Source organism: Burkholderia sp. YIM B11467 (assembly GCF_052952715.1).
Genome location: NZ_JBQVSQ010000002.1, coordinates 761,645 through 775,112, shown reverse-complemented (window position 1 = coordinate 775,112; position 13,468 = coordinate 761,645). Strand labels below are relative to the sequence as shown.

Sequence of the window (13,468 nt, the reverse complement as noted above, 5' to 3'; positions counted from 1 at the left end):
AGCGCATCGCATGGGTGATTCGATGGCAAGCAAGGATGGACTGCGACGTGCGTCGCAAGCGGTGCGGGTCGTGTGGTTTCTCGGGCCGCGGCCGGTGAGCTGGAATGGCGTGATGCGATACAGCCTCAAATGTATCGATTTCATCCCGGCATTTGCGGGGTTCGACGTCGAGCCGATCGACATTCCGGCCGCGCCGCGTTCGTTGCGGCGCTACTGGACGCAGTTCGTGCTGTATCCGCTGCGCGCGGTGTCGGCGGCGCGCGCGGGGCACTTCGTGATGCTGTACCAGGAGGACCTGGCCTTCATGATTCCGCTGATCCAGTGGGTCGGCGGGCGGGTCGGCATCGTGCTTCATCACGTGCAGCGTCCCGGGCAGGTGCGCGGCGTGGTCGAGAAGCTGAAGAACGCGTATATGCGGTTGACGCAGTCGCTGATCGCGACGGCAGACGTGGTGCTCGCGCCGTCGGAGGTGACGGCGCAAGAGGCGCTGGCGGATCTGCACATTCAGGCCGACCGGCTGCAGGTCGTCCCCAATGCGTTCGACGATCGTTATGCGCCGATCGACGCCGGCGTGCGCGAACAGGCACGCGCGGCGCTGCTGGCGCGCTTCGGCATCCGGATCGGCGAAGCGCTGGTCGTGCTGAACGTCGGCTCGGATGAAACGCGCAAGAACAACGCGACGCTGTTTCGCGCGCTGGCGTCGCTCGGGCGCAAGGACGTCGTGGTGCTGCGCGTGGGCAGTGCGCAAAACCAGGCCAACCGCGACGAGTGCCGGGCCATCGCCGCGCAGGCGGGAATCGTCGCCCATTTCGTCGAGAACGTCGACGACGACGATCTCGGTTATTTCTTCCAGGCGTCGGACCTGTATGTGTCGCCGACGCTGCACGAAGGTTTCGGCCGCACGGTGATCGAGGCGCAGTTCGTCGGCGTGCCGGTCGTCGCATCGGATCTGCCGGTGTATCGCTACACGATGGGGGATTCGTTCGTGGCCGTGGCCGATGCGATGGATGCCGCCGAATGGGGCCGGCAGATCGATCGCGTCGCGGGCGACCCGACACTCCGCGCGAGACTGGTGAGCGACGGGCGGGCGAACGCACAGCGTTTTTCGTCTCGCGCGGTCAGCGCGCAGCTGCACGACGTGCTCGACCGTGCCGTGCATGACGGCTCGCGCGCAAGCCGGGCCGAAGCGTGAAAGAGGCGGTGATGCGAACGATTCGAGCCGACGGCAGGGCCGAAGCGGTATTGGGGCTGACCGTCGCGACGCTGTTCCTGCTCGCGTTGACGATCAACGCGATGCTGCCGGCGCTCGGCGCGATGGAACCGAGTGCGACCTGTACGTTGCTGTTGGCAGTGGCGGGGGTGATCGCGCTGATCGTCGCGCGCCCGGTGTTCGCCGTGTCGATGCTTTACACGCTGGTGATCGGGTTGACCGCTTTCGTGGCCGGCGTGGGGATCGAATCCGGCGGGTTTCTCCGGGAAACGGACATCTTCGGCGTCGCGAACGGCGCATTCAGCCGGTTGCTGTCGTTCTATGTGATTTTCGTTGCGTGCGCACAGTTCGGGTTCAACCGGTTTCTGAAGGTGCGTACCGCGCACGAGCCGATCCGCGCGCGGATGACGCTCCAGCCGATCAGCGTCGTACTCGGCCTGGGGCTGGTCGCCGCGATCCTCGCCACGGGCGTGCTGGCGGGCTTGACGGGCGGCTTCTCGGTGCTGAGCGGCGTCAACCGCTACGCGCTGCGCAACGACGCGTCGAACAGTACGCTGTTCAACCTGTTCCTGAACAACCAGACCTTCGTTGCCGTGCTGCTCAGTACCTTCTGCACGAGTTCGAACAAGACCGTGCGATGGGTGTCCATCTTCATGATGGTCGCCGATCTGGTGCTCGAGGCGTTGCACGGCGAGCAGTTCATGGCCGTATTGCATGTGTGCATGACCGTCCTGACTCCGCTCATCGCGATTCAGGCGATGAACGGCAAACCGGTGATGCGCTATCTGGGGATCGGCTCGGCCGTCGCGCTCGTGATCGGCAGCGTATCCTTGTTCTACGCGTACAAGGGGCAGGGGCTGGATGTCGCCGAAACGGTGATGTCGCGTTTTCTCGAGCAGGGGCAGGCGTGGTACGTGGTGGACGGCGACGCGCATCTGTTCGGCGCGCCGGCGCTCGGCGGGATGGCGGCGTTCGGGCGTTTCGCGGCATCGCTCGGCTCCTTCACGGAACCGACGTTCTTCAGCGATGCGCCGGTGAGCGGCTTGCGCGACCTGATGCTGTCGTACGGCACGCCGGAGATCCTGAAGGCCTACGTGTTCGACGACGTCACGTTCACGATGGGAAACATGGCGGTGCCGGTCTACTGGTTCGGTTATGCGGGCGGCGCGCTCTTCGTTGCATTGACGGGCGTGATATACGGTGCGGTGAGCGCGATGCTGATTCAGGTCGCGATGCGCGGCGGTGTCGTGATGCTGTGGCTGACCACGAAGATCTTTGCCTACGCAACCTACTCGATCCAGCAAGGCGACTACTGGACCCTGTTCGGGGCGCGCACGCTCTTCTACTTGCTGATCGCGCTGATCTGGTGGGTTTGCATCGACGCGAGGCGCTCGAACGCCGATGCGACGCGGACGGGGCTATCTTGAACGCGTTCGTCAGGCTTCTGTTTTCGTCGTTCGCGGGCGTGGTGTGCGAAAAGATCATCGGGGCACTCGCCGCGATCGCGAGCAATCACCTGTTCGCGAACATCTACGGCGCGCGCCTGTTCGGTGAATTGCAGTTCGCGTTGTCGCTTGCCTATGTGATCGGCAGCGTCGCGCTGATCTTCGGCGCGCAGGTGATCCAGCCGATCCTCGGCAAGCACCCTCGTTTGCGGCACATGGTCGTCTACCGCGCGTTTCGCTTGCGGCTCACGCTGACGCTGGCCGTCATGCTGCTGTTCATGGGCATCGTGGTGATCGTCATGCGCCCGTCGAGCGTGTCCGAGCTCACGTTGATCGCGGCCTTCGCGTTGATCGTGGAGCCGATCGCGCTCGGCTCGCTGATGGCCTATGCCGAATCCAAGCCGTGGGTCATCACGCGGGCGAGAGCCTATGCAAGCTGTGTCCGGGTGCTGTGGCTGTACGTCGCGGCCCACGCGTCGATGGGCGTGATCGTGGCCGCGTTCGCGTGGCCGCTCGAGGCATGCGTGGCCGCAGTCGCGCCGTTCAGTCGTTATCGCTCGCTGGCGCTGAAGTCGCCCAAATCGTTTCGCGGCAACGCAGCCGTGACGAAAGCGCTGGTCGTGCGCGGGCTGAGGATCTGGCCGGCCATCGCGGCCAGTGTCCTGGTCTTGCGGATGGACCGGCTGCTGCTCGGCGTGCTGGTCTCCAAGGCGGATCTCGGCATCTACGCGTCGGCGGCCTCGCTGGTCGAGCAGTGGAATTCGGTCGGAACGACGCTGGCGCTGGCATTGGCGCCGAGCATGGTCTTTGCGGCGCGGACCGAGTCGCTCGTGCGTGCGAAGGCATTCAAGCTCGGCCTGTATCTCGGCCTGGTCGGCTGTGTCGCGTGGGTGGGCAGCTATTTCATCGGCCAGAAAGTGTTCCTGATGATCTACGGGCCCGCGTTCGTCCAGGGTGTGCCGATCATGATCTACGCGACCGGATGCTCGATCGCCACGTTCGTCGATGCGGGGCTGAGCACGTGGCTGCTGGCCGTGCGCCGTTACCGGCTCATCATGATCAAGCAGGTGCTGATCGTCGCGGCCATCGTCGCCGCGCCGTTCGTCATGCCGCGCTCGCTGGTGATGTATGCGCCGTCGACGGGCATCGCCGTATCGCTCGTCGTCTTCTGGTGCATCGTTCTCGGGAATCTTGCGTACAACCGGGAGCGCTCGTGACGAACCGCTTCCGGGCGGCCCGTGGTTCGCCGCACCGGCAACCGGCCGAACGCGAGCGCCGGGATTCGCATGCAGTGAATGGAATGAAGAGAGTTTCGGATCGATGGAGGGGCCGCTCGTGAAGAGTCGAGTGCTGATGGTGATGACGCGGGACATTCCGCAGGAAGTGACGAACGGGCGGGAGCGTACGCTGAGCTTCATCCGGAAGGCGCTTGGCGACCAGACGGAAGTGGCCGAATTCAAGATTCGGTCCGTGTTCGAGGATGGTGGCTTGCGCGCGAAGATCGGCGCGGCGGTGCGCGTCGGATGGAGCGTGTTGCGCGGCGCACCGTGCGCGCTTCAGGTGGCGATGTTCTCGCACCCGGGCAAGCGGACGGCGCTGTTGCGCGCCGTCGATGCGTTCAAGCCGGACGTGATCTATTTCGACGGCATCCGGCTGGTGGATTACGCGATCCTGGTTCGGCGCAACGTGCCCGCATGCCGGATCGTCGTGGATTTCGACGATCTCATGTCGCGCCGCGCGAACATCCTGCGCGAGCAGGATTTTCCGCTGTCGGCCGGGTATCTGGAAAAGTCGATTCCGGGGCCGTTCGTCAGGCTCGCCAACGCGAGGATGATCCGCAACGCGTTCCTGGGTTATGAAGCGTTCGCGCTCAAGCGGCAGGAACGCGCGGCGATCGGGTCGTCGAATGCCGTCACGCTCGTTTCCGCGGAAGACGCGCATGCGTTGAGGATGTCGCTCACCGACGACGAAGCCGTGAAGACGCATGTGATCGCGCCGCCGATGAATGCGCTGAAACCGGTGCGTCATCCGGCGGCGCCGTTCCGGTTCGTGTTTATCGGTTCGGACCGGCAGTTGCAGAACCGGCTCGCGATCGAGTACCTGGTGGCATTGTGGGCACGCGTCAGGCCGGCCACGCCGCTGGTGATCTTCGGGCGCATGACCGGTCGCTACGATCCCGTTCCGAACGTCGAATTCGCCGGATTCGCGCCAACGCAGGCGGACGTCTATACCGGATCCTCCATCGCGCTGTGTCCCGCGTTTCTTCGCGGCGGCATCAAATCGAAGGTGCTGGAAGCCATTTCGTACGGGTGCGTGCCGGTCGGAAACGAAGCCGCGTACGAGGGCCTCGGATTCCACGACGACGCGCTGGCGATGAGCGAAGCGCGACTGGAGCGGTTCGTCGCCGAACCGTCCGCGGATCTGGTGCGTGTCGTCGAAGCGGCGACGCGATTCGCCGCCTATTGCGAGCAGCACTTCAGCATGTCGGTATTCGATCGGCGCTGGCGCGACGTGATCGCGCCCACGCCGGGCAGCCCGTCGTGACGGGCCGGGCAGCGCGCCGCGCCCGATCCAACCGGAAAGCTGGCGCAGTCGAAAGGAGGGCCTCGACGTCGTGATCTGAACGGTTCGCGGATGGCCGGCTTCCGGACCCTCGCATGGGGATGCGTGATAACCGGAAAGGGGAGAGCCTTCCGCGAGCGACTTGCCGTCCTTCGGCCGATCGATTCAACCGCTCGGCCGAAGGACGCCATATCCCATTCTTCACCGATATCTAATTAAAAATGAGACCGATCATATTTGGCGGGCGGTTCGGATGGTTGCATCCGGGCGAAGGGACGAGGGGTGTCGTCCTGTGCAACGCTTACGGGCACGAATCCGTCTGGAGTCACGGCGGCATGCGGAGCCTGGCGGACCGCCTGTCCGCCAGCGGGATTCCGGTGCTGCGTTTCGATTACCGCGGGACGGGCGATTCCGACGGGGCCGATGGCGCGAGCGACCAGTTCGAGACGGCCGTCGACGATGTGCGCGCGGCCATCGCGCGGCTTCGCGAAGAAACGGGCGTCGCCCGGGTCACGCTGTGCGGCCTGCGGCTGGGCGCGGCATTCGCGCTGGTCGCGGCGAGTCAATGCGACGTGGATGCGCTCGTGCTGCTGGCGCCGGTGGCGAGCGGGCGCAGCTACGTGCGCGAGTTGTCGATCATGCGCAATATCTGGCTCGACCAGTTGCCGGCGCCCTTGCGTGAGGCCCAGCCGAAAGACGCACCATTCAACGTGCTCGGGCAGGTCTACAGTCCGGTGTTTCGTGCGCGGCTCAACGCGTTCGACGCGGTCGATGCGTTGAAGGACAGCGTACGCGCGCCGGCGCCGGACACGCTGATCGTCGACGTGAATGTCGGCAGCAGCGAAGCGCTGAAACAGAAGCTGGAAGCGCTGGGCGGTGAAGTCGAGTCAAGGTCGTTCGAAGGCTACGCCGCGTTCATGCAGGAAACGACGTTCTCGAGCATGCCGACGCGTGTATTCGACGCCGTGGTCGACTGGATCGCGGCCAGGGCGGCCGGGCAGGCGCCGTCGCCGGGCGTCGCGTTGAAAGCGGACTGGGATGCCGGCCTGATGCTCCGGACGCCGGAAGCCTGCGAACAGCCGGTCAGGTTCGGCGTTGCGGGCTTGTTCGGCATCCTGTGCCTGCCGCCGGCCATGCGCGATCGTGGCCCGGTTCTGCTGATCACGAACACGTCGGCCAGCGCGCATGTCGGCGACAGTCGGCTATCGGTGCGCATTGCCCGGGAACTGGCGCGCCGCGGCATCGCATCGTTGCGGTTCGACGGACGCGGGATCGGCGATAGTGTCTCCGGGAGCGGCGCCCGTGCGCCGGTCTATTCGAGTACCGTCGTCGAGGACGTCGCGACGGCTGCCCACTGGTTGAAGGAGCAAGGGTATCGCCATGTCGTGTCCTTCGGCATCTGCTCGGGGGCGTACAGTGCGTTGCGTGCGGCGCTCGTGGGGCGCGCGCTGTCGGGTGTCATCTCGGTGAACCTGCAGAGTTTCCATATGCCCGACGACATGCCGACCGACGCGCTGCGCAGGCATCGACCCAATTCGATCGCCGGTTACCGGTCGTCGTTCTTCGAGTTGAAGAAATGGAAGCAGGTGCTGTGCGGCGATCGAAAGATCATGCCGTTCGTCCGGCTCGTCCTGAAGCGCATGGCGACGCTTGCGGCGGTTCGAATTGGCGCGTGGCGTCACCGGATCGCCGGATGGTCGTGCGCGCAGACGATACCGGTCGATCCTCATGAAATCCTGCGCACGCTGCAGCGCAAGGAGGTGAGCACGCTGTTCGTCTGCGGCGCATACGACAGCAGCCTGGACCTGATGACGATGTATTTCGGCCCGCGCGGAAAGCGGCTGTCGCGCTTCTCGGGCGCGCGCACGGTCGTGCTCGACGACCTCGATCACAGTCTGTTCAGTTCGCATGCGGCCGAACAGGTGATCGGGTTGTGCAGCGAATTCGTCAAGGGTCTCGATTCCCGCCGCGCGCCGCTCGGCAGGATCGTCAAGGCTGGATCGCCCGCGTGACGCGAGGCCGGCGCCGGTTTTACCACGCGCGCCGGCCTCTTTGCTGCCCGACGGCACGGGAGGGCTATGTCAGATGTCGCACAGTCGGCGAGCGGAGGCGGTGATACGGTAACTCGCCTGTCCTCGGCCACGCTGCCTGCCCACTACACGCCCCCAACGATGAACTCGAAAAGCTCCGGACGTCTGGATCATATCGACGCGATGCGCGCCGTCGCGGTCCTGCTCGTCATCTGGACACACTACGCCGAGCGGTTCGTCGCGCTGGCGGGCACCCAACAGTGGCTCGACACGCTGCAGCGCTCCGTCAATTTCGGGCGGATCGGCGTGGTGGTGTTCTTCGGCATCAGCGGCTTGCTGATTCCGAGCAGCCTCCGCGGCGCCCGTGGACAAGGCACACAGCGCTTCCTGATCCGTCGCTTCCTGCGGTTGTATCCGGCGTTCTGGTTGTCCATTCCGGTCGGCTGCCTCGTGTTCTGGACGTTGTTCGGAAAACCGGTAAGCCTGTCGCTGCTCGTTGCCAACGCAACGATGATTCCGACCGCGTTCGGGCAGGAGCCGGTCATGGGGCATTACTGGACGCTCGAAACGGAACTGTATTTCTACGCGCTGTGTCTCGTGTTGTTCTGGTGGGGCGGGCTGCACCGGATGCGCGATCTCGCGCTCGTCTGCATCGCACTCTGCACGGTATTCGTGATCACCCTCGGGTTGCACATCATTCCCGAGAATGCATTGGGCCAGTACAAGGCCATGCCGTATCACCTCGCGATCATGTTCTGGGGTGCCTGTTTTCGTCTGGCGTACGACCATCCGCTCGACGTGTTGCGTGTGAGATGGGGGCGCGGCGAGCATGCCGGAATCACGCTGACGTACCGATCCGTGGTTGGCCTGCTGGCGGCGATGATCGTCGGCGTCGCGCTGATTGGCGCCGTCAACGATTGGCGACATCACAACCTGGTTCATCTGCCGTCGTCGCTGGCTTACGTGATCGGCATCGCGATATTCGCGGCGATGGCGACGGTATTGAAAATCCGCGCGCGGTCGTTCGCGAAGCTGGGCGAAGTCAGCTACTCGATCTACCTGTTTCATGCGATCCCGCTGTTCGGGTTTTACTGGCTGTGCGAGCGTTATCAATGGACCGGGTGGCCGCTGGGCGTCTACATGATCGTGCCCGTTGCGCCGTTGATTGCGTTGTCGTACGCAAGCTACCGGTATTGCGAGGCGCCCTGTGTCCGGCTTGCGCACCGCCTGACCGCGTCGCGGCCACGCGGCGATCTGCCGGCCGGCAATCATCCGGTCAACGCGGCGCATGATCCGGTTCGAAACTGACCGGGCGCGGAAGCGTTGCGGCTGAAAGTGGCGACCTCGTGTCGCCGACGTGAATGGAATGGACTGCATGGAGTGGGAGAGGATAGTGGCGATTGATGAAGGCGGCGGTGTGCCGCGATATCGAATGTTTCAACCCGCGTCAGGGAAGTTCAATTGAATCGCTTCCCGTCGGTTGGCTTCCGCGCGGAAGCGACGCGCATTGTCGTGATCAATGACTACGCGCGAAAGGGTGGCGCGGAAGAGGTCTACCGGACCTCCATCGAAATGCTGCGAAAGATTCCGGACGTCGACGTGTACTCGTTCGACGAGACGAATTTCCCGCCGGGCGAAGGCTCGTTCACGCGCGGCTGGAACCGCGCCGCGGCGAACGCCCTGGCGGCGCTGCTCGACGAGGTGCGCCCGCATCGCGTGCTCGTGCACAACTATCACAACCTGCTGACGCAATCGATCCTGCCGGTACTCGCGCGTTACCGCCGCGAGCAGGGATTCCGTACGTATCTCACGTGCCACGACTACCACCTGGTCTTTTACAACCCGAATCTGCTGGCCTATCGCAACGGGCGTCCGGTGCCGGTGCCGGTCGATGCGCTGTCGAAGCCGACGCGACTGTTCAGGCTTGCGAGCCCTCGAGGGCGTATTCACGACACGGTGAAGAAGTTGCACTGGCATGCGGTGTACGCCTATTGCAACCCGCAACACGTATTCGACCTGTTCCTGTGCCCGAGCCCGTATATGCGCACCGCACTGGCGCAGCGCGGCATCACGCGAAGCGCATTGCTGCCGAACCCGGTGAGCACGCTGGCGGAGCCGTTTCCGCCGCGCGTGTGTCATCGTGAGCGGTTCGATCTCGCCTATGTGGGGCGCCTCGATGCGGAAAAGGGCATTCACGAGTTCATCGAACTGGCGCGCCAGACCGGTTTTCATCGTATCGGCAGCCTGACGCTTTACGGCGACGGGGCGATGCGCGCGCAACTCGAAACGCACCACCAGGATCTGGTTCAGGCGCAAAGGCTGCGCTTTGCCGGGCGGCTTGACCACAGCGAGCTGTTTCACGCACTGCGCGCACATGATGCGTTGGTGTTGCCGTCCGTCTGGGCCGAGAACGCGCCGCTCGTGCTGGTCGAGGCGGCGACGCTGGGGCTGCCGGTTCTCGCGCACGAGATCGGCAGCCTGTCGACGTTCGGCAGCGAAATCGGCAACAAGATCCTGTACCGGAATTCGCCGGCCGGCCTGACGAGCGCACTCGATGAGTTGAACCGTCACCTGCGTACCGATGATCGACATTACGATTGTTCGGCATACACGCCGTCGCACTACGCGGAGCAGCTCGCGTCGTGGATGGGCATTGACGGGCAACGGAACGTCTAGGAAGAGGAGCGTCATGCGGGCACTTCGACGCAACGTGGTGGCCGTGCTCGGCGCATTGGCCCTGTCGGCGGGGCATGGCTACGGCGAAGAGCGGGTGGCGACGATCGCGCCCGCCAATACGTCCGGCAGCCGCGATTTCAAGGGTTCATCGAACGGGCTGCTCGCCGGCACGTCTTCGGTTTCGAAGATCGATGTGCATACGTTGCTGTATCCGGGCAGCACGACCCGGGTGCTGGCCCACTACCTGCCGTGGTGGGGCCCCGACCCGCGCGGCGTGGACGTCGGTTACCGATCCGACGATCCTCGCCAGGCCTATCGCACCTTCGCCGACATGCAGTCGCGCGGGATCGACGGCGTGATCGTCGACTGGTACGGGCAGGGCCATTTCGTCGACACCGCGTGGCAGGCATCCATGCCCGAACTGGCGAAGTTTCCCGGGATGACGTTCTCGATCATGATCGACAGCGGCAGCTTCAAGTTCAATGCGTGTCACGGGTGCGACCTGACCGAAACGATCCTGAACAACCTCGCGTACATCAGCCGCGAATACTTCACGTCGACTCAGTATCTGCGTTACGAAGGCCATCCGGTCGTGTCCGAGTTCGGGATGGATGCGGTCGGGAAGGCAGACTGGGCGCGCATTCATGCCGCGTACCCGAACATCTACTGGATCCATACGCTTGCGCCGGGTTTCGATCTGCCGTACAGCATGGGGGCGTATGTCTGGGCGCAGCCGTCGTCGTGGGCCACGCCGCAACCGGCCGGCACGCGGCACGATCTGCTGTATCGCGAGCGCTTCTACAACATTGGCCGGAACCAGCCGCCGGGGATGATCACGGTCGGCGGCGTGTGGAGCGGGTTCGACGACAAGAAGGCGTCGTGGGGTGCCTCGGCGCCGCGCTTTCTCGCGCCTGCGTGCGGCCGCACCTGGCTCGACACGTTCAGGAGCATCAACGAGCGCTACAGCGCGCGGCAGCAGCTTCCGTTCGTTCAGCTGATTACGTGGAACGACTACGAGGAGGGGAGTGCGCTCGAAACCGGCATTGCGAGTTGTACCGAGATCGACGCGCAGCCGTTGGGCGCGAGCGTGACCGTCCGGATCACTCATCCGGACACCGTCGATCACCTGGAGCTCTACGAGCAGCTGGGTCCGTCGTCGTTCAGGCTGGTCGGACGCTATCCGTCCGACGCGACAAGCATTGCGCTGCCGGAGACGCGGGCGGGCACGTATTTCATCAAGGCGGTCGGCAAGCCGTTCATCCAGAACGTCGTTTCCGCGGCCATCGTCGTGCGCTGATTCGCGGCTATCGCACGTCGTCTGCCGTCGATCGGGCGATCGGCACCGCCATCGCCGCTTCGAGTTCCGCCGGCGCGCACGTCGGCCGGCCGTATTGATCGTCGAAGCGGACGATATCGTCCTCGCCGAGATAGTTGCCCGACTGCACCTCGATGATCTCGAGCGGGATCCGGCCGGGATTCTCGAGTCGATGCACTTCGCCGACCGCGATGTACGTCGATTCGTTTTCGCACAGCAGGAACGTCTCGGCGCCGCGCGTCACCTTCGCGGTGCCGCGCACGACGATCCAGTGCTCGGCGCGGTGATAGTGCATCTGCAGCGACAGCCGCATGCCGGGCTCGACGACGATCCGTTTCACCTGGAAGCGCTCGCCGAGATCGATCGAATCGTAATGGCCCCACGGCCGCTGCACCTTGCGGTGCTCGCTCGCCTGCGGGCGGCGGTCGGTCTTCAGGCGCGCGACGATGTTCTTCACGCGCTGCACGTCGTGCTTGTTCGCGACCAGCACCGCATCGGGCGTCTCGATCACGACGACGTCCTTCATCCCGACGCATGCGATGAGGCGCCCCTCCGAGCGCACGAAGCTGTCCTGCGTGTCCTCGAACACGATCGGGCCGCGCGCGACGTTGCCGTGATCGTCCTTCGGCATGATTTCCCAGATCGCATCCCAGGTGCCGACGTCCGACCAGCCGGCCGCGAGCGGCACTACGATGCCTTCGATGCCGAGTTCACCGTGCTCCCCGAGGCGTTCCATCACCGCGTAGTCGATCGAGTCCGACGGGCACGCGTCGAAGGCCGCCGCATCGATCCGGAAGAACGGATCCTCGGCGACGCCCGCGCGCCATGCGGTCTCGCAGGCCGCGAGGATGTCCGGCGCGAGCGCGCCGATCGCCTTCAGCCAGACCGATGCGCGCGTGACGAAAATCCCGCTGTTCCACCAGTAATCGCCCGAGTGCAGGTAGCGCTCGGCGAGCGTCGCATCGGGTTTCTCGACGAAGCGCCCGATCGCATAACCCCCCTGGCCGCCGTGGCGACCGGTGCGCGGTTCGCCGACCTGGATGTAGCCGTAGCCCGTTTCCGCGCGGCGCGGGAGTACGCCGAGCGTGACGATCGCGCCTTCCTGCGCGTAACGCGCCGCGCGCGCGATGGCGTCCTGGAACGCACCGACATCGGCGATCACGTGATCGGCCGGCATCACCGCGAGTACGGGATCGTCCGCGAGCGCGCTCGCGTCGAGCGCCGCAAGCGTCAGCGCGGGCGCGGTGTTGCGCGCGGCCGGTTCCAGCAGGATGCGGGCGGGCGCCGCGCGGCCCAGCACCTGCGCGGCGCTCATGACGCGATGCTGCTCGCCGCAGACCAGCAGCAGCGTGTCGCCGAGCGACGCGTTCTCGATACCGTTCAGGCGGCGTGCCGTTGCCGACAGCGGCGATTCGTTCGAGACCAGCTCGATCAGCTGCTTCGGGAACTGCTCGCGCGACAGCGGCCACAGCCGCGTGCCGGAGCCGCCGGCGAGGATCACCGGCAGGATGCGCGGCAGATCGGGTTCGGGAACCGGGCGAAGGGTGCGGGTCATCGGGTGACTCCGGTATCGGCGGGCAGCCGGTTGAGCGCACGACCGTCGGCGCGCGATTCATCGTGGCGCGACCGCGGCGCCGAAACGGCCCGGGACAGCAGATTGCGCAGCGCGCCGGCGGCGCGGTCGGCCGACCGGATCAGGCCGACGAACGGCGCGCCCTGTTCGAGATACGGGCCATAGGCCTTGCGGAATCCGAAGCGCTTGTAGAACGCCTGGCGCGGCGCGGGTACGTGCGTACGCACCGCGGCGTCCGGCCACGCGGCCTGCGCGGCGGTGAGCGCGCGCCCGATCAGCCGCTCGAGCGTGTCGTCGTCGCGGCAGCTCTCGCTCGTCAACACCTTGTCGATCACGACATCCGGATCGATGTCGTCGCCCGGCAGGATGCGTGCGTAGGCGGCGACTTCCGTCGTGTCGCCGTTGTGCACGCTCGCATAGACATGCAGCGCGTCTGCGTCTTTACCGTCGATGTCGAGATGCGTATGCGCGTCCTCGACCACCAGCACGGCGCTGCGCGCGCGCAGGATTGCATAGAGATCCACGGCGCTCAGATGTTCGAATTCACAACAATGCCATTCCATGATGCGGTCCTCGCGTGATGCCTTCGGCACGCCGCATCGCACGGACGCGATCGTTCCGTGCGATGCGACGATCTTCATCATCCGGATACGCCGT

At 65.2% G+C, this 13,468-nt stretch carries 10 protein-coding genes; 8 read left to right on the top strand and 2 right to left on the bottom strand.

Going from position 1 to position 13,468, the window contains the following annotated elements; translation table 11 throughout:
* Window positions 1-10 precede the first annotated feature (10 nt).
* From ACTRWB_RS10610 to ACTRWB_RS10575, 8 genes are all read left to right on the top strand, one after another.
* Window positions 11-1,192 carry a glycosyltransferase gene (locus ACTRWB_RS10610; RefSeq protein WP_446901859.1) on the top strand — a complete coding sequence of 394 codons (1,182 nt, stop codon included), beginning with the start codon at window positions 11-13 and terminating at the stop codon, window positions 1,190-1,192.
* A gap of 11 nt (window positions 1,193-1,203) precedes the next feature.
* Window positions 1,204-2,637, top strand: a complete 1,434-nt coding sequence (locus ACTRWB_RS10605; RefSeq protein WP_446901858.1) for a DUF6418 domain-containing protein — start codon at window positions 1,204-1,206, stop codon at window positions 2,635-2,637.
* A complete protein-coding gene (locus ACTRWB_RS10600; protein ID WP_412024701.1) occupies window positions 2,634-3,872 on the top strand; it encodes a hypothetical protein in 1,239 nt (412 codons plus the stop codon). Before ACTRWB_RS10605 ends, ACTRWB_RS10600 begins: the two co-directional genes overlap by 4 nt.
* 118 nt (window positions 3,873-3,990) lie before the next feature.
* Window positions 3,991-5,199 carry a glycosyltransferase gene (locus ACTRWB_RS10595; RefSeq protein WP_446901857.1) on the top strand — a complete coding sequence of 403 codons (1,209 nt, stop codon included), beginning with the start codon at window positions 3,991-3,993 and terminating at the stop codon, window positions 5,197-5,199.
* 239 nt (window positions 5,200-5,438) lie between these two features.
* Window positions 5,439-7,229 (top strand): alpha/beta hydrolase, encoded by a 1,791-nt coding sequence (locus ACTRWB_RS10590; RefSeq protein WP_446901856.1) that lies wholly within the window; start codon window positions 5,439-5,441, stop codon window positions 7,227-7,229.
* A gap of 159 nt (window positions 7,230-7,388) precedes the next feature.
* On the top strand, window positions 7,389-8,555 hold the full coding sequence (locus ACTRWB_RS10585; protein ID WP_446901855.1) for an acyltransferase family protein: 1,167 nt from the start codon (window positions 7,389-7,391) through the stop codon (window positions 8,553-8,555).
* A 153-nt stretch (window positions 8,556-8,708) separates the two neighbouring features.
* Complete coding sequence (locus tag ACTRWB_RS10580) at window positions 8,709-9,923, top strand: glycosyltransferase family 4 protein (RefSeq protein WP_446901854.1); 1,215 nt, start codon at window positions 8,709-8,711, stop codon at window positions 9,921-9,923.
* Window positions 9,924-9,936: 13 nt separating this feature from the next.
* Window positions 9,937-11,220, top strand: coding sequence for a hypothetical protein (locus tag ACTRWB_RS10575; protein WP_446901853.1), 1,284 nt, complete (start codon window positions 9,937-9,939; stop codon window positions 11,218-11,220).
* Window positions 11,221-11,227: 7 nt separating this feature from the next.
* Here the strand turns inward: ACTRWB_RS10575 and ACTRWB_RS10570 are convergent, their stop codons facing one another.
* Together ACTRWB_RS10570 and ACTRWB_RS10565 are read right to left on the bottom strand one after the other, a co-directional pair.
* Complete coding sequence (locus tag ACTRWB_RS10570) at window positions 11,228-12,793, bottom strand: mannose-1-phosphate guanylyltransferase/mannose-6-phosphate isomerase (RefSeq protein WP_446901852.1); 1,566 nt, start codon at window positions 12,791-12,793, stop codon at window positions 11,228-11,230.
* Window positions 12,790-13,374 (bottom strand): drug:proton antiporter, encoded by a 585-nt coding sequence (locus tag ACTRWB_RS10565; RefSeq protein ID WP_193100699.1) that lies wholly within the window; start codon window positions 13,372-13,374, stop codon window positions 12,790-12,792. Before ACTRWB_RS10565 ends, ACTRWB_RS10570 begins: the two co-directional genes overlap by 4 nt.
* Window positions 13,375-13,468: the final 94 nt, after the last annotated feature.